Below are 20,605 nucleotides of genomic sequence, written 5' to 3' on the forward strand. Positions count from 1 at the left end.
GGGTAACGCGTGAGGATTGTGTGCCGATAGCGGGTACGGTTCCGTGTGCGGATGGCGAGTGCGGTTCCGTGTGTCGATAGCGGGTAAGGTTCTGTGTGTCGATAGCAGGAACGGTTCACTGTGCGGATGGCGGGTGCGGACTGCATGATCGGATATTGCTAGCAACGATCGTGTGTCCGGATTGCGTGTGCTGAATTAAAATAGTTGTTAAAGAGCAGTTAAATTCGGCGTTTTTGAGCGGGGAAGGGAAATAGTTGTCAAAAGGCATTTAATTCGAGCGTCAGTGGGACTTTTGCAGGTTTTATGAGAAATTAACTGCCTTTTAGCAGCTATCGTGTCGCTGAGCGGCACTACTGAAGAAATAACGTCCTTTTGACAACTATTGTCCCCCCACGGTTACCGCCGATGTCCCGCCCAGCTACTCCTAATCACTTCCTACAACCGGCGATCCGCCCAGGAGCGCGCCAAACAGCCGCATAGCCCTCCCGACGGAAGGCGATCCGTCTTCAGGCACTGCGAAGCGCCGTACCCGCCCAACAGAAGGCGATCCGCCCGAGAGCCCTCGGAAGGCGACGGTCAAGAACCGGCAGCGCCAATATCGCAAAAAGCCCTTCCCGGACGCTTGGACGCGCGTCAGTTGGGAAAGGCAAAGGCACTGCTGCAAATGGCGTTCGGGGACCGAATGGATACGAACGCGGGCCTTACTTGGCGTAGTAACCGCCGTCGATCGGCAGCTCGACGCCCGTAATATACGACGACTCGTCCGACGCCAGGAACAGGACGCCGCGCGCGATGTCCTCGGGCTTGCCGAGACGTTGAAGCGGCGTCTGCGAGAGCGCCCATTGGGTCATGCGGTCGTCGTTGAAAATACCCGCCGTCATTGGCGTCTCGATATAGCCGGGGTGGACGGAGTTTGCCCGGATGCCGAACTGCGCGTAGTCGACGGCCGTCGCCTTGGTGAGCATGCGCACCGCGCCCTTGCTCGCCGTGTACGGGCCTGCGCCGCTGCCGCCGGTGAGGCCGGCGATCGACGAGATGTTGACGATCGAGCCGCCGCCGGCTTCGATCATGTGCGGGATGACGTGCTTTTGACCGTAGAAGACGCTCGATACGTTGATCGACATCGTTTTGTCCCAGCTTTCGGCCGTCATCTCGAGGAACGGCGTCGCGTTGGAGATGCCCGCGTTGTTGACCAGGATGTCGATTTTGCCGAATGCCTTGACGACCTCAGCCACGATGCGGCTCCAATCTTCCTCGGACGCGACGTTATGCTTGAAGCCGATCGCCGTACCGCCTGCCGCTTCGATTTCCTTGACGACCTCCTGAAGCTTTTCCTCCTGCAGATCCGTGACCGCGACCTTCGCGCCTTCCTGCGCGAACAGCAGCGCATCCGCTTTTCCCATGCCGCCTGCAGCTCCAGTGATGATCGCGACCTTGTTATCCAGTCTTCCCATGATCGATAACCTCCCGTTAAATTTTCGTTTGCAAATGCGCGGACATCTTGCGGTACGCCTCGATGAGCAGATCCGTCTCCGCGTCCGAGAATCCGTCCCACATCCCGTTCGTCAGTTCCTTGTACTTGTCCAGCATGCGTTTCTCGAACGCCCGGCCGTTATCGGTGATTCTTAGAAAAACTTGCCTGCGATCCTCCTCGGACACGACTCGTTCCGCATAGCCTTTACTCACCAGTTTGCCGCTCAGATTCGTCACGGCGGGCAGCGACACGTCCAGCAGGCTCGCGAACTGCGACACGGTCATCCGGTCCGTCCTTGCCAGCGTCTGAAGCATGTAGTACTGGGGGGCCGTCATTTGGCTCTCCAGCAGTTTGGCGTAGCTCGCGACAACCGTCAGCATCTGGTCCGCGAATAACGTAGACAGCGTCTCTTGCTTGTCCAGTCCGGCCACCTCGATTCTTCTTATTTAAATACTTTTAATGATTCGCTAATAAATAGTTAATACCTTTTAACTAATTCAAGTTTAGCGAAAAGTCGCTTTCTCGTCAACCTTCGATAAATTGGGAAGCGCGCCAGCGGGATAACGACACAATCGCACGAAACGCAACGACATATACAGTAGGGATCAGGCCGCATCTATCCAAAGGGGGGTTCGCGTGAAACGCGCCAGGTTTCAAATATCGCCTCGATTGATTCGAGAAGCGTTCAAGCAATCCCGGAAAACCAAAGTCGTCGGCGTGGACGGACAAACGATCCAGGATTATAAACGTAATTTGGCCCAGCGGTTGCGCGAACAACGCGACCAATTGACCTCCGGCACGTATCGGCCGTCTGCGGTCCGCAAGGTGTATATTCCCAAGCGAAAGGGCGGAAAAAGGGCCATCGGCATTCCGACGGTCAAAGATTTTATCGTGCAGACGATGCTAAAAAACGAGCTGTATCCGCGCCTGGAAGGTCTTTTTCATCCGAATTCCTACGGACACAGGCAGAAGCGGCAGGCGCGCGAGGAAGCGATCCGCACCGCCGGCGTGCGGTGCCTCCGATACGATTGGGCGGTCGTGCTCGATATTCGAAGCTTCGGCGACAGCGTCGATCACCGCCTGCTCATGAATATGCTTAAACGGCATATTCGCAATCGATGGGTGTTGCTGTACACGGAGCGCACGATCAAATCGCCCGAACGGACGAGATCCGGCGCCTTGATTCAAAAGAAGAAGGGACTCGCGCAGGGCAATAAATTAAATTTTTTGCTTGGCAATTTTTATTTGCACGGCATTTTCGATACATGGATGCAAAAAAATCGTCCCCATGTGCCCTTTGAGCGGTACACCGACGACATTCTCTGTCATTGCAAAAGCGAAGCGGAAGCCAAATCGCTGCTCAAGCAGATCCGCAGCCGGCTGAAGGCGCACGGCCTCGTCGCGCATCCGGACAAAACGAAAATCGTTTATTGCAAGGACGGAACGCGCAAAGGCAGCTACCCCAACGTCAAGTTCGACTACTTAGGCACGTCCTTTCAATCCCGCAGCGTAAAATCCGACTCCGGCAAAGCGACGGCCCGGTTTTCGCCCGCAAGAGGATAAAAAGGCGTTTTGTCGCGGAAAGCACGTTCCCGGGAGCGTGCTTTTCGTGTTTTATTATAAGCCGTGAGGTTGCAGGTTATGGAAAAAAACAGTATCTTAGAATGTGTCGAATGTTAGTGACCACTAACTATCAATCGGGGGCGGACTTTATTGCACATGATGAATCCGACAGCAGAGAAAAGTTAATGCAGGCCGCCATCGACCTGATGGCAGACAAAGGCTTTAAGGGCGTATCGACCAAGGAGATCGCGGCGGCCGCGGGCGTCAGCGAGATGACCTTATTCCGGCGCTTCGGCACGAAGCTGACGCTGCTCGAGCAGGCGGTGGAGCAGTACCATTATGCGGTGGAAATGACGAGCGCGTTCGAGGAGAATATCGTCTGGCATTTGGGCGAGGATCTAAGGTCGATCGGCCGGGTCTATCATGAGATCATGGCGCGCAACCGCAAGCTGTACCTGATCGTGCTGAAGGACGATGCGCTCGCCGGGGTGCGGGAGAAGGCGCAGCGCCATCCGAAGAAGATGCTCGAGCTGCTGACGGACTACTTGAACGAGATGCGGGTGAGGGGGAAGCTGGTCGAAACGGATACGCAAATGCAAGCGATGACGTTTATGTGGATGCATTTCGGTGCGTTCGTCTCCCGCTTGTACGGGGGCGGCCCGTCATCCGAAGCGTCTATGGCGGACGTCATCGAATCGAGCGCGGCACTGTACGAGAAGGCATGGACGCCTCGCTATGACGAATGGGGGAGCGACAAAACGATGGATATGACGTTGAAGCATGAAGCGGAAAGCCCGGTCGGCAAAACGAAGGATGCGGGTTATCAGATCGGTATGCGCAGGACGTTGCCGGTTACGGTGGAGGAGGCATGGCGTTATTTGACCGGCACGGACGGTCTGCGTGTCTGGCTTGGGGAAGCCGAGGACGTCGTCGTTCGCGAGGGGGAGAACTTTGCGACGCGGGAGGGGAACTCGGGAAGGTTCACGGTCGTCAAGCCCTTGTCCCATGTGCGGCTGCAATGGATGAAAAGCGATTGGGAAGCGCCCTCGACGCTGCAGATCAGAGTGCTTGCGGCCAAGCAAGGGGCCACGATCAGCATTCATCAGGAAAAGCTGTCCGGTCCGGCCGCCCGCGAAGAGATGAAGGCGCACTGGGAAGGCGTGCAGGAAGCGATACGACTGCACTTGGAAGGCGAGCTTGGCTAAGCGCCTATTCTAACGATATTCAAACGCCGTTCAAGGCATATGGCGATCATCTTCGATGATCTCCGCATGCGCTTGACCGGCGTTTTTTATGCCCTTGCGTTCGATTCGCCAGGCGGCGGCGCATAGCGGTCGATCTTGCGGGCTTGGAAGGGGCGCGGGATAAGCCCGCCCGGCATATAATGCATTTCCTTCGCGTATCCGGGCTATGCGATGCTGCGCACGGAGCTTGCCCTTTAGATCGCAGCGCCTGGAGAGGAGGGGATTGCCCGCCGTCCATACGATTCGCGCAAAATTGCGCGATTTCCCCGTCCCGTATTTCAAATTAAAGGGAGGCCAACAAAATGTTCAAGCCGAAAAGACCCGTCATGCTGCTGCTCGCCGCACTGCTGCTGGCGTTTGCGGCGTCTTGCGGCAGCGCGAACGCGCCGTCCGCGAGCCCGAGCGCCAAGCCCGCCGAGTCCGCATCCCCCTCGACGACCGACGCCGATCCGAGCCCGAGCCCGTCCGCCGCGCCGAAGGAGATCGTGACGATTAAATTTTCCGAAGTCATCCGCTCGATCTTCTATGCGCCATACTATGCCGCGATCTCCCAAGGCTACTTCGAAGATGAGGGCCTGAAGCTGGACATGAACACGGCGCAGGGCTCGGACAAGGGCGCGGCCGCGCTCATCGCGGGAACGGCGGACATCTCGCTCGTCGGACCGGAGACCGCCATCTATATTTACAACCAGCAGGGCGACAAGAAGCTTAAGATTTTTCACCAGCTGACGATGAAGGACGGCTCGTTCCTGCTGTCCCGAGACAAGACGGATGCCTTTGACTGGCACGCGCTCGCAGGCAAGAAAATCATCGGCTGGCGTCCCGGCAGCGCGCCGCAGATGGTGATGGCTTCGGCGCTCAAAGCCCAGGGCGCTGAAGGGGCGAACGTCGTCACGAACATCGCCGCGCCGGCGATGGCAGGCGCGTTCGCGAGCGGGCAGGGCGATTATATCCAGCTGTTCGAGCCGGTCGCCTCCACGCTTATCGCGGAAGGCAAAGCCTATTACGTCGCTTCGCTCGGCGAGACGTTCGGCGACTTCCCGGAGACGTCGTTCGTCGCGACCTCGGACTATATCGAGAAAAATCCGCAGGTCATTCAGGGCTTCGTGAACGCCGTCGCCAAGGCGACCGCCTGGCTTGCGAGCGCGTCGGACGACGAGATCGCGGCGGCGCTCTCGCCTTATTTCGAAGGGACGCCGAAGGAGAGGATCGTCGAATCGGTGCGCCGTTACCAGAAGCAAGACACTTGGCCGGCAACGCCGGTGCTGACGCCCGAAGCGTTCGACAAGCTGCAAAGCGTGCTGATCGACAACGGCGTGCTGAAGGCCGAGGATAAGATCGCCGATATGAACGCCATCGTCGACATGTCCTTCGTTCAGCGGATCGGGAAGGCGGAATGAACCGATGGCGCAAATCGAGCTGCAGGGCGTCGGACTGAGCTATTTCACCCTGAAGCAGGAAACCGAGGCGCTGAGCGACATTCATGTGTCGATCGAACGCGGGGAATTCATCAGCGTCGTCGGACCGAGCGGCTGCGGGAAAAGCACCTTGCTCTCCCTCGTCTCGGGCATGCAAAAGCCGACGAAGGGCAAGGTGCTGATCGACGGGGCGGAGGTGCGAGGCGCCTCCCCCAAGGTAGGGTACATGCTTCAGCACGACCATCTGTTCGAGTGGCGGGACCTGCTGAGCAACCTGCTCGTCGGCGCGGAGATCCGGCGCATGGACTTGAAGAAGGCGAAGCGCAAGGCGCTCGAGCTGCTCGAGCGCTACGGTCTGGGCGGGTTCGCGGGGCACAACCCCGCCCAGCTGTCCGGCGGCATGCGGCAGCGGGTGGCGCTTATTCGGACGCTCGTGACCGAGCCGGACATTTTGCTGCTCGACGAGCCCTTTTCCGCGCTCGACTACCAGACGCGGCTGACGCTGGCAGACGAGGTTTTTCATATCATCAAGGATCAAGGCAAGACGGCCGTGCTCGTGACGCACGACATCTCCGAGGCGATCGGCATGGCCGACCGCGTGATGGTCATGTCGAAGCGGCCGGGCACGATCGCCAGCGTCCACGACATTCGCTTTGACGAGGGCGAAGGGCTGTCTCCATGGAAAAAGCGGGAAGCGGGCCGTTACCATTCGTATTTCAACGCGATATGGAAGGAGCTGGACAGTCATGTCGTCGAACAGGGTTAACGAAATGCCGGACGCGCAGGACCGTCAATCCGTCGCCTCCGCCGGTCCAGCTTCGCCGCAGTACAGGAAGTATTTGCGCGTGCAGCGGCGTTTGCGCATGGCCGTCTGGCTCGCCCGATTCGCGCTGCTCGCGGCGTTCCTCGGCGTCTGGGAGCTGGCCGCGGATCGCAAGTGGGTCGACGCCATGCTGACGAGCCGTCCTTCGCAGCTGGTCGCTTCGTTCAGAAGTCTGGCGCACGAGGGCAGGCTGTGGCATCACGCCTGGGTCACGACGTCGGAGACCGTCATCGGCCTGGCGCTGTCGATGGCGCTCGGCACGGCGATCGCGGTCGCGCTCTGGTGGTCCGCCTACGCGTCCAAAGTACTCGAACCGTATATGGTCGTGCTGAACGCGCTGCCCAAGGTAGCGCTAGGTCCGATCTTCTATATCTGGCTCGGCGACCGCTATTCGGTGTACGGCATGGCGATCGCCATCTCGGTCATCGTCACGATCATGATGCTCGAGTCCGGCTTTAGGGAGATCGGCCAATCCAAGCTGAAGCTGATGGAGTCTTTCGGCGCGACCAGGCTGCAGACGCTGCGGATGGTGCTGCTGCCCGCGAGCGTCCCGAATCTCATCGCGACGCTCAAGGTCAACGTCGGACTTACGCTCGTCGGCGTCATCATGGGCGAATTTTTGTCGTCGAAAGCCGGGCTCGGCTACATGATCATCTACGGAGGCCAAGTGTTTCAAATGGACATGGTCATGGTCGCCATCGCGATGCTCGCAGTGCTTTCCATGGCGTTGTACGGGGGCGTCTCGATCGTCGGCAGGTTCGCGCTACGGCGCCATCACTATGAGTAAACGGCATGCCGCTTCGCCGCCGTCGCAAGCCGGCGGCGCGGCGGATGAAGGCGATGCAGCGATTTTTCCGAAGAGATCGTGCCAAAAGGAGCTTATCGATGTTCCTTAACCGCGCATCTATTCGACCTGGAATCCAACCGACTTAAATAGAGTGAAAAAATCGCGAATATCGTCTATGCTAATTTATGGATGAAAAAGGTAAGACCATTCATTTCGTACATAAGGAGACGTTGCCCGTATGAGCCAAGCCGAAGCCCGATCCCGCGATTCATCCGACATGATCTCGATTCACGGCACGTCCGCCAAGGCGATCGCCATCACTTTCGACGACGGTCCGAACGCCGAGTTTACCCCGAAGATGCTGGATATTTTCCGCGAGGAGGGAGGACATGCGACGTTTTATATGAACGGCAACCAGATCGAGCGTTATCCCGATACGGCGAGACTCGTGCAGGCCGAAGGACATGAGATCGGCAATCATTCGTTCACGCATCCGAATCTGACCGAGTTGGACGAGGAAGCCGTCAGGGAGGAGCTTGTCCGCACCGGCGACTTGATCCGCGAGACGGTCGGCGTGCAGCCTGCGACATTTCGCCCGCCCTATCTGGCGACGGACGCCAAGGTCGAACGTATCGCGCGCGAGCTCGGCTATGCGGTCATCGGCGGCGTGAACGGCGCTGCGCGGGACTGGGAAATGCCCGGGGCCGATCATATTTTAGAGGCCTCGCTCGCCGTCGCAAAGCCGGGCAGCTTCCTTCTCTTCCACGACGGCTATGGCGACCGGTCCCAGACCGTGGAGGCGGTGCGAACGCTCGTGAAGACGCTGAAAAAGGAAGGGTACGTCTTCTTGACGGCCAGCGAACTGCTCTCGATGGAATAACAAATCCAAAAGCCCAGCGACAGATGCGGCGTCGGAGCGGACACGCCGCTTCGATCCGCATCCTGCTGGGCTTTTTTGCAGCGGGGAGAAGTCTCAATCGTAAACAACGCTTACGCCGAGCCAACCTTCCACGCATAAGTAGTCCTGACTAGAATCAATTCTTTTCACGCCTTGACCCTACTTAACAAGGAAGTCTCAACCGGAAATAAGCGCAACCTCAGCGACTGTCCCCTGAAAAAGAAGTCCTGAGCAGGAGCAATCCCAGCCTTATCTCGATTACACTCGATAGGGAAGTCCCAACCAGAAACAACGCTTGCGCTGCGCCGGCTCTCCATGCAAGAGGCGCAAGCTACCGTCACACGCCCGAATACGCCATGAATCCGCCGTCCACCGGAATGAAGGCGCCGGTCACGAAGCCGGACGCCGCGTCGTCGACAAGCCAGAGCAGCGTGCCGAGCAGATCATCGGGCTGGCCGAATCTGCGCATCGGCGTATGCGCGATAATTTTGCCGGAGCGCTCCGTCAGCGAGCCGTCTTCGTTTTTGAGCAGCGCGCGGTTTTGCTCGGTCAGGAAGAACCCGGGCGCCAGCGCGTTGACGCGGATGCCCGATTCGGCCAGATGCACGGCGAGCCACTGCGTCCAGTTGTTAATGGCGGCCTTGGCCGCGCTGTAGGCAGGCACCTTCGTCATTGGCGAGGGGGCGCTCATCGAGGAGACGTTGACGATGACGCCGCTGCCTCGTTCGGCCATCGACCGGCTGAAAATTTGGGACGGGATAAGCGTCCCCATCAGATTCAGGTCGAGCACGCCTCGGAAGCCCGCGGCGCTCAGATCAAAAAAGGTGGTCACGCCTTCGCGCCCGAGATCCTCGAGACGGAAAATTTCATTTGTCGTGTTGGCGCTCGGATGATTGCCGCCGGCGCCGTTGATCAGGATGTCGCAAGGACCCAGGTCCCGCGAGACGACGGCCTCGGCCGCGCGAACGCTGTCCGCATCCGTGGCATCGCAGGCGACGGCGATCGCCGTCCCGCCGGCCGCGCGGATTTCGCCGGCGACCTGCTCGCCTTTTTCTACCGTCCGGTTAAGAACGGCCACCTTGGCGCCTTGCCGACCGAGCTCCTTTGCCATTACGCGGCACAGGACGCCCGAGCCCCCGGTGATGACGGCGACTTTGCCTGCAAGCGATTCGTGAATCGGGAGCAGACTCGCGCTCATACGGCAGCCTCCTTCGATTTGGCGACCGCGTCCGCAGCCGCACGCGCCGCCGCGTCCCACAGTCCCCACAAATACATGATGCCAAGCGCGCGATCGTAAAGTCCGTAGCCCGGACGGCATACCTCGCCCCATAGATGTCGACCGTGGTCCGGCCGCGCATAGCCCGTGAAGCCCACATCATGATACGCCTTGACGATGCCGGCGATATCGACCGTTCCGTCCTGCGTCCGGTGGGAGGTTTCGATGAAGTCGCCATTCTCGTACACGCGCACGTTGCGAATGTGCGCGAACGGGATGCGGTCTGCGAATTCATGGATCATCGACACGATATCGTTGTCCGGGTTGGCGCCGAGCGAACCGCTGCACAGCGTGATGCCGTTGTACGGGCTGTCGTGCAGCGCGAGAAACCGGCGGAAATTGGCCTGGCTCGTCATAATGCGGGGAAGTCCGAAAATCGGCCACGGCGGATCGTCCGGGTGGATGGCCATTTTAATGCCGGAACGGGCGGCGACGGGAATGACCTCGTCCAGGAAGTAACGCACGTTTTCCCAGAGATCCTCCTGGGTGACGCCCTTATAAGCCTCGAACAAAGCAGTCAAATGCGCGAGCCGCTCCGGCTCCCAGCCCGGCATCGTAAGTTCCGAGTTTTCGTTGATCTGGCGAACTAGCTCGAACGGATCGATGTTGTCGATTCGGCTTTTTTCATAGAAAAGGGCGGTGGACCCGTCTTCCATTTCCTTGTGCAGCTCGGTCCGCAGCCAGTCGAACACCGGCATGAAGTTGTAGCAGACGACCTTGACGCCCACCTGGCCCAGCTTCTCCAGCGTGCGCTTGTAGTTCTCGATGTAGGCATCCCGGCTCGGGAGTCCCAGCTTGATGTCCTCGTGGATGTTCACGCTTTCAACCACGTCGATGTTAAGTCCGGCTGCGTGCGCCTCGTCCCTTAAAGCAATAATTTTCTCCATCGGCCACTCTTCGCCGGCGGGCACGTCGTGCAGCGACCACACGATGCCTTCGACGCCAGGGATCTGACGGATTTGCGCGAGCGAGACCGTGTCGTTGCCCGTGCCGAACCAGCGGAACGTCATTCTCATAGCTTGCCGTCTCCTCCCGATACGAAATATTGCGGGTACTTGTCCATCAGATGCGGCAGATCGCGAACGCCGAGCAGCAGATGCTCCTGCATGACGCGCTCCGCCCGGTCCGCATCGCCGTCCTTGACGGCCCGGTAAATCGTCTCGTGCTGCTCGTACAGATGCTGCCAATGTCGATCCGCCACGAGCCGCAGCATCCGGCTGCGGTTGAGATGGACGTTCATCTGCCCGATCGCGCGCCACGTATTGAGCTTGCCGCAGCCGTCGAACAGGATCCGGTGGTAAGCCTCGTCCAGCTCGAACAACCTGCGGTCGTCTTCACGCTCGATGCTCTTCAGCTGCAGGGCGAGATTATCCTCGAGCGCATGCAGGTGACCGTCGGGAAAATGCGTGCAGGCAAGCCTGACGACCGCCCGTTCGAGATGCTCGCGCATGAAGCGGGCTTCCTCCACCAGCGCGGGATCGATCAGCGAGACGAACGTTCCCCGCTGCGGCAGCACCTGCACGAGGCCTTCCTGGGCGAGCCGCACGAAGCTCTCGCGCACCGGCGTCCGGCTGACGCCCAGCACGAGCGACGATTCCTTCTCGGACAGGGCGGTGCCGGGAGCCAGCTCCAGATTGAGAATCTGCTCCTTCAGCTTCGCGTAGACCGTCTCCCGCGCCGAGGGCTCCTGTGCGCGTCCGTTCGTATACATGGTGTCTTCCTCCGTTCGAACGGTGCAATTTACTCATGAAGATGCTCGTGAATCTGCTTGTGAAACAGCTCGTGAAACAGCTCGTGAAACTGCTTGTGAAACAGCTTGTGAAACAGCTTGTGAAACAGCTCGTTATAACAAATCCATACTACCATACTTGTATGGTAGTGTGGTAGATGTTTTTGGAAGCCGGAAATAAAAGATATTAAATGGATTTTGTTAAAAGCCTGCATATAAAGTCAATTTCATAAACATTTTTTACCAGAATAAATCCGAACTTTTAATACAAAATAGAACCTCTGAGATTCGGAAATAAGTCCAAAACCGAACGTTATTCGTCAAGTCTTATGATTAAGTTTGTTTAAACTAGCGACTTTTTGAATTATGAAATTGACTTTATAAGCAGGTTTTAAACGCCAATGGCTAAGACTGCATTGAAAGCCTGCGAATATGCAGGCTTTTCGGCAGGATGGTCGTTGAAGTGACGTATAGCATTAAAAAGGATGTATAGATGCAGGAATTTGGCTCTGAAGGGGGAACTGACACGAAAAAGCCTGTATAGATGCAGGTTTTCAGTAATAGTGTTCGATCGGATGCGCCATTTCGTCGCCGGCTCCAACACACCGTCCGCCCCAGCCGTCGCCGGCTCCAACACACCGTCCGCCCCAGCCGTCGCCGGCTCCAACACACCGCCCGCACAAACCGCCGCCCGCCCCAGCCCCAACACACCGCCCGCCCCAGCCCCAACACACCGCCCGCCCCAGCCCCAACACACCGCCCGCCCCAGCCCCAACACACCGCCCGCCCCAAGTCAGCAATTATCACCCTATACACGCACGCTCCATCGAACACTTCTTCGTTACAGCAGCCTCAACGCAGCCGGGTTCATTTCATACTTCACAATGTGTTTGCCCTGGTTGCCCCACAGCGGCGTGAGCAGTCCTTTCTCGCTCAGCGAACGCAGCGTCCGGACGGCGATGCGATGGTTGACCTGCAAATGTTCTTCTACGTCGATCGGTCGCAACGGTCTGGATAGACCGCATGCCAGGCGAATCGTCTCCCGCTCTGCGAGTCCGTTCAGACCGACGGGGGCGGCCTCCGTCTGGTAGCGGCTGATCAACATGCGGAGCAGCGTGACGCACAGTTCCGGCCGGCCAACCACGTCGTCATACGAGAAGGAAACGACCTGGTAACCCATTGCCCCGAGAAACGTTTCCCTGTTCAGCTCATTGCAATACTTTTGCCGGTCCATATCCCGAACGTGCGGGCCGAAGCCTTTGATCTCGATGACGAATTTGACGGTCAGAAACACCCAGACAAAGTCGCAGAAATAGGAAATGCCGCGCCAATCCATCACCTCGTACTCGGGATGCAGCCCTTCAAAATTGCCGCGAAGCCGCCACCATACGTTCTGGCAAAACAGCTTCTCCGCCTCCCGGTGTCCGCGTTCAAGACGTCCTCTGCGCTCCCCGGTACGCCGGGCCAAATGATTTTCAATAAACTCGGCATGCGCTTGCTCGAAGTCCATCATTCGTATAACAACCTTTCTCCGTGAAATTAAAAACGCCCCGTCTCCATTCGCGCGGAATGAAGAGGGACGTGCTTCGTCTCATCATTACCATTGTAAATGAACGGTACTGGTACCGTCCATAAGTTTCAGCTCCCAACCGCTCCCAACCGCTCCCAACCGCCCCGAATCGCCCCGAACCGCCCCGAACCGCCCCGAACCGCCCCGAACCGCTCCCGAACCGCCCCGAACCGCTCTCAACAGGTGAAGCCGCACACGCTCGCCGGCACTCGCACAAAAAGAGATGCATTCGCACCATAAAAGCTAAGATATGCACATTGCGATTTGCGAGCCCCGAGGGTATGCTTTTCTGACGAATGGCCGTATTTGACTATAGCGGGTTCATGGGAAAGGGGAGACCCTCATGCTGGCTCTGATCGTGGACGACGAATTGGAAATTAGAGAAGGGCTTCGAACGCAAATTCCCTGGGCCGATTACGGGGTGGAGGAGACGGTGGTCGCGGAAGACGGCGATACGGCGCTGGCAATCGCCAGAGCGCGTATGCCCGATCTCGTCGTTACGGATATCCGGATGAACCGCATGTCTGGACTCGAGCTGCTCGAGCGTCTGTCCGCCGAGCGTCCCGCAGGCTGGAAGGGCATCGTCATCAGCGGTTACGACGATTTCGATATCGTGCGGACGGCCATGAAGCTGGGCGCGATGGACTATATATTAAAGCCGGTCAACACCGGCGAGCTCGGAGAGATCGTCTCCCGAATGATCGGCCAGCTGCGCAAGGAGCGCCTCGAGCGCGAGCGCCAGAGCCGGATGCAGAGTCATCTGACCTCCGCTTTGCCCAAGATGAGGGACGAGGTCGTGCGCGAGCTGATCGAGCTGCCGTACGATCCGTATCGGGAGACGCGAATTCTGCACAGGCTGCGGACGCTGGAGCTCGATTGGCTGCTCGGCGGCCATCTGGCGCTCCTGCTCGTCGAGGTGGACGACCTCAGGTCGATCGATACGCGGGACGGCTCGCGGCTGGAAAAGGAGCTGATCCTGTTCGGCATCGGCAACGTCGCCAAGCAGACGCTCGAGGAGGACATGCCGCATCTGTCCGTCCTCGCGCCCGACCAGCGGAACCGGTGGGCGATCGTACTGGAATGTCCGGAGGACGGCTGGCTCGAGACTTGCAAGGAGCTGGCGGGCTTGCTGATCGGGCGCGTGAATCAGTACGTCAAGGTGAACGTGAGCGTCGCCATCAGCTCGGGCTGCGGCGATACGAAGCGTCTGCATGCGCTGTATCAGGAAGCGGAGGATATTCTGATGCAGAAGGCCGTCTACGGCGGCAATCGCATGCTGACAAGTCTCGGCTGGGAAAACGAGGCGGAGCGGGACGTGCCGTCGATCGCGCAGACGGACGAGGTGCTGGATCTGGTCCGGTACGGGACCGACGAGGATATCCGGACGGCGATGGACCGCTTCGTCGAGATGGTGAAGTGCTGGGGCGCGGGTCATATTCGCGATACACAGCAGCGTATTTTCGAATGGCTGCTCAGCCTGTTCAAAAAGGCGGCCGCGCTCGGCTGGACCGACCGTTTCTGGGAGCGCAACCCGGTCATCGTCTGGGAGCGGCTCGAGAAGTTCGACACGCTGGAGTCTCTGCGGGAGCAGTCCGAGCAATTTCTACTCGCCATGGCCGGCGACTTCCGCAGCCACGCGGCGCCGCCGAGCCAGATCATCCAGGAGGCGGACAAGTTTATCCGCGTGCATTATGCCGAGAGCCTCACGCTGCCGAGCGTGGCCGCCGAGGTGCATGTGACCCCGGTCTGGTTAAGCAAGCTGTTCAAGAAGGAAATGCACAAAACGTTTCTCGAATATCTGACCGATATCCGCATGGAGAAGGCGAAGCGCATGCTGGCCGACGTGCAATATAAAATTTACGAGATTTCCGCGGAGGTCGGTTACAAGGACCCCGTTCATTTCACCAAGGTGTTCAAAAGGCAGGCGGGGCTTACGCCGAAGGAATATCGCAGGCTGCAGGGCATCGCGGATGAGTAAAGCGATCTCGCTGCGGCTCGCCTCGTCGCTCCGCAATCGGATGATATTGATCTTTTTCATGATCATTGTCGTCCCTTTTTTATGGTTCGCCTATTACGCGCACGTGAAGTCGATCGAGGGCATCTCGAACGCGAACCTGTCGATGACCAACAACTACTTGCTGCAGGTGCGCAAAAACTTCCAAAACTACCTGAGCGCCCTTAACGAGCAGGTTAACGATCTGATCGGGGACAAGCGGCTGCAGGATCTGATGGTGCCGGCCAGCGGAGGCGCGGCCAGCGAGGAATCGTTCACGGTCGATCTGCTGACCTGGCTGTACCAGCGCACCTCGTCCGTCGACGCCTTCCGGGTCAGCGTCTATCCGATCGATCCGGACCGGCATGCCGACTATCTCAGCACGATCGGGGAGCCCAGCGTCGGCGCGCAGGCCTGGTTCCGGCAGTCCGCCGCGCAAGTGAGTCCCTCCTGGTACTTAAAGCTGCCGGAGAAGGGCAGGCTGGAGCGGCCGCTTCTTTCCTATGTCAAACGCTTCTCGGGCCTGTACGATCAAACGCCGCGGGGCATCATCGCTACGGACGTGTCCGAGGACCAATTCAAGCGGTTTTTCTCGCCCAGCGGGCAGATGATCGAGCAGCGGCTTCTGCTGCTGAGGAACGACGACGGGGTGGTGTTGTACGATTCGTTCGAAAACGGCTGGACGGGCACGCCGTTCCCTTCGTCCGGCTTTGTGGAACAGTTCCGCACGGGCAGCGAAGGCGAGACAACGATCGCGCTCGGCGGGAGCAAATACCTGGCGAGCTTCGTCCGGATGGACAACGAGCCCTGGGCGATCGTCAGCCTGACGCCGCTCAAGGACCTGACGGGTACGATCGACGAAATTAACCGGGCGACCGTTTATTTTTTGATCGGCTATCTGATTTGCTGCGTCGGCGTCGTGCTGTATATTACGGCTTCCTTTACCCAGCCGATCGTGCGCCTGGTCCGTTATATGCGCAAGCTGGAGTCGGGCGATTATCAGCAGCAGATTCCGCCGTCCCGCAGGCAGGACGAAGTCGGATGGCTGTACCGGGGCTTCGGCAGCCTGATCCGCAAGATCGAAGGCCTGATCGTCGAAGCCTCGCGCGCGGAGCGCGACAAGAAAGAGCTGGAATTTCAAGTGCTGAGCCATCAGATCAATCCTCATTTCTTGTACAACACGCTCGAGTCGATCCGCTGGAAGGCCGAGAAGCACGGCGCGGGCGAAGTGGCGCAAATGGTCGCCGCGCTCGGCAATCTGCTGCGTCTCAGCCTGAACCAAGGCAAAGAGATTACGACGCTTGGCAGGGAGCTGGAGCAGGTCAAGGCCTACGTCCAGATCGAGCAGGCCCGGATGGGACGGCCGATCCGGATCTTGTACGGCGTCGACGACGAGCTGAAGGAGCTGCCGTTCCTCCGGCTGCTGCTCCAGCCGCTGGTCGAGAACGCGATCCAGCACAGCATCCGCAACGACTTTGAGAGCGGGAAAATTCTGATCTCAGCCAGCCGGGAGGGCGGGGATATCGCGATCGATATTATCGATAACGGGGGCGGCATACCGCCGGAAGCGCTGGCGAAGCTCGACAGGGAGGAGCCGCCCGGCAGCCGCAGCTCGGAGAACGCCAAGGGCGTCGGCCTGCGCAACGTCAATAACCGGCTCAAGCTGTACTTCGGCGAAGGCTACCGCCTGCAGATCGAGACGGGGCCCGAATTCGGCACGAAGATCGCGCTGCGGCACCCGATATTGGACAAAGAAGACAAGAGCCGGCCCGAGTAGGGGCGGCTCTTGTTTTTTCTTTCCGACGCTGGCTGCGGCGAATCGCGGACCGGCAAGCGCGGACTCGGCGTGCCGGGGCTTATCGGATACTTGGCGGGTCGCAAAACCTGCATTTATAGATGTATTTTCTGCCGAACCGCGACACTTGATGAAGTACATGCAAATATGCAGGTAATTTCAAAGCAAAAGCCGTAATTCGGGCTCAGAGAAGAAAATAACTGCGTTTTGGCATCTATCCTGTCCAAAAGGGACGATGTCGCCAAAAAAGATGTAAATTTGCAGGCATTGCGGCGAGTGAACGAAACGGGCGAGGATCTTTCCTGGCGGTTTTTGCGCAATCGGTCGCAATCGGACGCTTTTGTCCGAACAGGACATTCACGGACCGCAAAGGATAAGATCCGCTCATGTTTCGGCGAACGGCCCCCCTTTATCATAAAGGTATCACCTTAACAGAAAGGAACATCGCGTATGAAACGCCGAAACGGCCTCGTCCGGGACCTTGCGCAAAACCATCAGCTGATCGTCATGTTCCTGCCGGTCGCGACGCTGCTGTTTTTGTTCTGCTACTTGCCGCTGTCAGGACTGGTCATCCCGTTCAAAAACTTCGACTTCCAAAAGGGCATTTTCGGAAGCGACTGGATGCACCCGCTGTTCAACAACTTCGACTACCTGCTGTCCTCCGACGCCGCCTTCCGCGCCGTCCGCAACACGATTCTGCTCAACGTGCTCTTTATCGCCGTCGGCCTGATCTTCGAAGTGGGCTTTGCGCTCATGCTCAACGAGCTTCGGAACAAGTACTTCAAACGCGTCACCCAATCGCTGACGTTCCTGCCGTTCTTTATCTCCTGGATCGTCGTCGGCGTGTTCACGTACAACCTGCTCAACTACGAGACGGGCGCGGTCAACCGGTTCCTCGAGTGGATCGGCGCGGGGCCCGTCGACTTTTACAGCGAAGCGGGCCTGTGGCCGCTCATCCTGACCATTGCGATCCGGTGGAAGGTGACGGGCTACGGCACGATCATCTACCTGGCCGCCCTGACTTCGATCGACAACTCTTACTATGAAGCCGCCTCGATCGACGGCGCTTCGCGGTGGCAGCAGATCCGGTATATCAGCCTGCCGATGCTGCGGCCCACCGTCGTCATCCTGACGCTGCTCGCGATCGGTCGGATCATGAACGCGGACTTCGGAATGTTTTATGCCATGGTGGGCGACGCGACGCTGCTGTTCCCGACGACCGACGTCATCGACACGCTCGTGTATCGCAGCCTCCGCCAATCCGGCGATATCGGCATGGCCTCCGCGGCCGGCTTCCTCCAATCCGTCGTCGCCTTCGTGCTCGTGCTGTCCAGCAATTACGCCGCCCGCAGAATCGACAGAGACTCGGCGATTTTCTGATCCGCTACGGCGGTCCGGCACACATGCAACCAACTACCGCAACTTCGGCAAGGAGGCTCCTCCCGATGCTCACCAAAAGATTCTCCCTTAGTCAGGCGGCGATCGGCACGATCGTCCTGCTGTTCAGCCTGGCGTGCCTGTTCCCCTTCATCATGGTCGTCTCCGGCTCGCTCAGCACCGAGAACGACATCGTCAATTACGGCTACGCGCTCATCCCGCGCCATGTCACGCTGAGCTCCTACAAGATCCTGCTGCTCGGCTCGAGCCGGATCGTCGACGCCTATATCATCAGCATTCTCGTCACCGTTATCGGCACCGCGCTGTCCATCATCGTGAACGGCATGGGCGGATACGTCATGGCGAGGCGATCTTTCAAATACCGCAACGTGCTTTCCATCTACGTCATCATCACCATGCTGTTCAGCGGGGGGCTCGTGCCCTGGTACATCATTTGCGTCCGCTATCTCGACCTGAAGGATACACTGTGGGCGATGATTCTGCCGCCGCTCGCGAACGCCTTCAACATGTTCCTCATCCGCAATTTCATGATGGCGATTCCGGAGGACCTGTACGAATCGGCGAAAATGGACGGCGCCAGCGAATACCGGATTTTCTTTCGCCTCATCGCTCCGCTCTCCGTGCCGGTGCTCGCCACCGTCGGCCTGTTCGTCGCCCTGGGCTACTGGAACGACTGGTTCCTCGGCCTCATGTTCATCGACAAGCAGGAGCTTCAGCCGCTGCAGTTGCTGCTGCGAACGCTCGTCTCCAACGTCGAGTTCCTCAAGAGCTCCAGCAACGCCGCGGCCATGCAGCAGATCTCGGCGACGATCCCGTCCGAATCGATCAAGATGGCGCTCACCGTCATTACGATCGGGCCGATCATCTTCCTGTATCCGTTCGTCCAGCGCTATTTCGTCAAGGGCCTCATGGTAGGCGCAGTCAAAGGTTGACTATAACGGTTCCGGCCGTGATAGTATATATCTCACAATTAAGGGGAGAGGTTCACATGCGCAAGGGGAAATCGGCAACCGCGGTACTCGCCGGCGTCATGCTGCTCGGCGCGATGCTGTCGGCGTGCGGCGGCAATAACAACAGCAATACGGCCAGTCCTTCGGGGACGGCAACGGCAGGCTCCAGCGCCAGCGCCAGCGGCACGGCCAGTCCGAGCGGTACGGCCAAAGCAGAGGAGGAGGTCACCCTCAAGTTCTACTTCGGCGGCGACAAGAAGGCGGCCACCGACGAGGTATGGTCCAAGGTCAGCGACTACGTCAAGGACAAAGGCTTGAACGTCAAGTTCGACATCAACTTTATCCCGTTCAACGACTTCAAGGACAAGATGCTCGTCATGGCGGCTTCCGGCGACAACTGGGACCTGAACTTCGACGGAGACTGGCTGTCCTACAACCAGATGGCGGCCAAAGGCTCCTACATGGCGCTGAACGACCTGCTGCCGCAGTTCGCGCCGAATCTGTACAAGAAATACGAGGAGCAGGGCACGCTCTCCGCGGCGACGATCGACGGCAATATCGTCGGCCTGCCGTGGACGATGAAGATGAATCAGCGGCAATTCGTTACCTGGCGCTCGGATCTGACCGAGAAGGCGGGCATCAATGTAAGCAAGGACTCGGTCAAGACGATCGAGGACACGGAAAACCTGCTGCGCGAGCTCCGCAAGGCGTATCCGAACATGAAGCTCAACCGCACCGGTCCGCTCACGCTAATCAAGATCCGCGAAGAGTGGATCGATCTGAACCAGCACGGACTCGGCTACTATCTGAGCGATCCGGCGATGAAGATCCAGCCGATCGAGCAGCAGCCGTTCTACAAGGAAGCCGCGGTCAAGGCACGCCAGTGGTACGACGAGAAGCTGATCAACCGCGACGCGATGATCGACAAGACGGACGGCGCGGCCGAATGGCGCAACGGCAAATCGGTGTTCACGCTCACCTCCCACGAATGGGTCAATGCCGATCCTGGCTTTTCCGATCCATCGTTCAAGCTCGATTCGTCGCTCATCTATCCGGACAAGAAACAGGTCAACCGCACGCCGCTCGCCAACGTCGCCGCGATCAACCGCAACTCCAAGCATCCGGACCGCGTGCTGCGCTTCCTCGACATGATCGAGACGGACCGCACGCTGTACGATTTGGTGCAGTACGGCATCGAGGGCAAGACGTACAAGCTTGACGGCGATACGGCCGTCTATCCCGACGGCATGAGCACGACGACGAGCAACTACATGGAGTGGGGCGGCCAATGGGCATTCTGGAAGCCGCAGTTCATGCGTCCGACGTCGACTTATCCCAAGGATTTCTGGCTGCACGAAGCCGAATTCGCCAGCGAGCCGATCAACGTCAACTCGCCGCTCGACGGCCTGTTCGTCTCCGAAGAGCCGATGAAGAACGAGCTGGCCAAGCGCGACCAGGCGATCGAGGAGTTCAACAAGCCGATCGAATTCGGCACGGTGAAGGATCCGGAAAAAGCGGTCGACGACTATATCGAAAAGCAAAAGAAAAACGGCCTCGACAAGATCATCGCGGAAACGCAAAAGCAGGTCGACGCCTTCCTCGCAGCCAAGAAGTAATACACTTATGAACGGCGGGAGCCCGCCTCGCACTCATCATAGCTGTCGATGATTCGCGAGGGGGCTTCCTT

17 protein-coding genes are annotated in these 20,605 nt (G+C 58.7%); 11 read left to right on the forward strand and 6 right to left on the reverse strand.

Features of this window, described 5'->3' with window-relative positions:
* Positions 1-701 precede the first annotated feature (701 nt).
* Together ACFSR7_RS03100 and ACFSR7_RS03105 are read right to left on the reverse strand one after the other, a co-directional pair.
* On the reverse strand, positions 702-1,454 hold the full coding sequence (locus ACFSR7_RS03100) for an SDR family NAD(P)-dependent oxidoreductase (protein WP_378158994.1): 753 nt from the start codon (positions 1,452-1,454) through the stop codon (positions 702-704).
* Between the two features lie 16 nt (positions 1,455-1,470).
* Positions 1,471-1,905, reverse strand: coding sequence for a MarR family transcriptional regulator (locus ACFSR7_RS03105; RefSeq protein WP_378158996.1), 435 nt, complete (start codon positions 1,903-1,905; stop codon positions 1,471-1,473).
* A gap of 205 nt (positions 1,906-2,110) precedes the next feature.
* Between ACFSR7_RS03105 and ACFSR7_RS03110 the strand changes: the two genes are divergently transcribed.
* The 6 genes from ACFSR7_RS03110 to ACFSR7_RS03135 all read left to right on the forward strand — a co-directional run bounded on the left by ACFSR7_RS03110 (position 2,111) and on the right by ACFSR7_RS03135 (position 8,189).
* Positions 2,111-3,037, forward strand: coding sequence for a reverse transcriptase domain-containing protein (locus ACFSR7_RS03110; RefSeq protein WP_378158999.1), 927 nt, complete (start codon positions 2,111-2,113; stop codon positions 3,035-3,037).
* Positions 3,038-3,147: 110 nt separating this feature from the next.
* Positions 3,148-4,242, forward strand: coding sequence for a TetR family transcriptional regulator (locus ACFSR7_RS03115; RefSeq protein WP_378159001.1), 1,095 nt, complete (start codon positions 3,148-3,150; stop codon positions 4,240-4,242).
* 341 nt (positions 4,243-4,583) lie between these two features.
* Positions 4,584-5,681, forward strand: coding sequence for an ABC transporter substrate-binding protein (locus tag ACFSR7_RS03120; protein WP_378159003.1), 1,098 nt, complete (start codon positions 4,584-4,586; stop codon positions 5,679-5,681).
* Between the two features lie 4 nt (positions 5,682-5,685).
* Complete coding sequence (locus ACFSR7_RS03125) at positions 5,686-6,465, forward strand: ABC transporter ATP-binding protein (protein ID WP_378159005.1); 780 nt, start codon at positions 5,686-5,688, stop codon at positions 6,463-6,465.
* The gene (locus ACFSR7_RS03130; RefSeq protein WP_378159007.1) at positions 6,446-7,309 is read left to right on the forward strand and encodes an ABC transporter permease; all 864 of its coding nucleotides are present in this window, start codon (positions 6,446-6,448) and stop codon (positions 7,307-7,309) included. The genes ACFSR7_RS03125 and ACFSR7_RS03130 overlap by 20 nt, the downstream gene beginning before the upstream one ends.
* A 238-nt stretch (positions 7,310-7,547) precedes the next feature.
* Positions 7,548-8,189: a polysaccharide deacetylase family protein gene (locus tag ACFSR7_RS03135; RefSeq protein ID WP_378159009.1), complete on the forward strand. Its 642-nt coding sequence runs from the start codon at positions 7,548-7,550 to the stop codon at positions 8,187-8,189.
* 355 nt (positions 8,190-8,544) lie between these two features.
* Here ACFSR7_RS03135 and ACFSR7_RS03140 read toward each other — a convergent pair whose 3' ends face one another.
* From ACFSR7_RS03140 to ACFSR7_RS03155, 4 genes are all read right to left on the reverse strand, one after another.
* The gene (locus ACFSR7_RS03140; protein ID WP_378159010.1) at positions 8,545-9,405 is read right to left on the reverse strand and encodes an SDR family oxidoreductase; all 861 of its coding nucleotides are present in this window, start codon (positions 9,403-9,405) and stop codon (positions 8,545-8,547) included.
* Positions 9,402-10,499: a mannonate dehydratase gene (gene uxuA / locus ACFSR7_RS03145; protein WP_378159011.1), complete on the reverse strand. Its 1,098-nt coding sequence runs from the start codon at positions 10,497-10,499 to the stop codon at positions 9,402-9,404. The genes ACFSR7_RS03140 and uxuA overlap by 4 nt, the downstream gene beginning before the upstream one ends.
* Entirely contained in the window at positions 10,496-11,194 is a 699-nt protein-coding gene (locus tag ACFSR7_RS03150; protein ID WP_378159012.1) for a GntR family transcriptional regulator, read from the reverse strand. The genes uxuA and ACFSR7_RS03150 overlap by 4 nt, the downstream gene beginning before the upstream one ends.
* A gap of 859 nt (positions 11,195-12,053) precedes the next feature.
* Positions 12,054-12,725, reverse strand: coding sequence for a PDDEXK family nuclease (locus ACFSR7_RS03155; RefSeq protein WP_378159013.1), 672 nt, complete (start codon positions 12,723-12,725; stop codon positions 12,054-12,056).
* 400 nt (positions 12,726-13,125) lie between these two features.
* On the opposite strand from ACFSR7_RS03155, the gene ACFSR7_RS03160 reads away from it, so the two are divergent.
* The 5 genes from ACFSR7_RS03160 (at position 13,126) to ACFSR7_RS03180 (ending at position 20,534) form a co-directional block, all read left to right on the forward strand.
* The gene (locus ACFSR7_RS03160) at positions 13,126-14,760 is read left to right on the forward strand and encodes a response regulator (RefSeq protein ID WP_378159014.1); all 1,635 of its coding nucleotides are present in this window, start codon (positions 13,126-13,128) and stop codon (positions 14,758-14,760) included.
* A complete protein-coding gene (locus tag ACFSR7_RS03165) occupies positions 14,753-16,552 on the forward strand; it encodes a cache domain-containing sensor histidine kinase (protein ID WP_378159015.1) in 1,800 nt (599 codons plus the stop codon). Before ACFSR7_RS03160 ends, ACFSR7_RS03165 begins: the two co-directional genes overlap by 8 nt.
* Positions 16,553-17,020: 468 nt before the next feature.
* Positions 17,021-17,950, forward strand: a complete 930-nt coding sequence (locus ACFSR7_RS03170) for an ABC transporter permease (RefSeq protein WP_378159016.1) — start codon at positions 17,021-17,023, stop codon at positions 17,948-17,950.
* Positions 17,951-18,015: 65 nt separating this feature from the next.
* Positions 18,016-18,900 (forward strand): carbohydrate ABC transporter permease, encoded by an 885-nt coding sequence (locus tag ACFSR7_RS03175; RefSeq protein WP_378159017.1) that lies wholly within the window; start codon positions 18,016-18,018, stop codon positions 18,898-18,900.
* A gap of 56 nt (positions 18,901-18,956) precedes the next feature.
* Positions 18,957-20,534 carry a DUF3502 domain-containing protein gene (locus ACFSR7_RS03180; RefSeq protein WP_378159018.1) on the forward strand — a complete coding sequence of 526 codons (1,578 nt, stop codon included), beginning with the start codon at positions 18,957-18,959 and terminating at the stop codon, positions 20,532-20,534.
* Positions 20,535-20,605: the final 71 nt, after the last annotated feature.

The sequence above is a fragment of the Cohnella sp. GCM10020058 genome (assembly GCF_042683485.1).
GTDB lineage: Bacteria > Bacillota > Bacilli > Paenibacillales > Paenibacillaceae > Cohnella.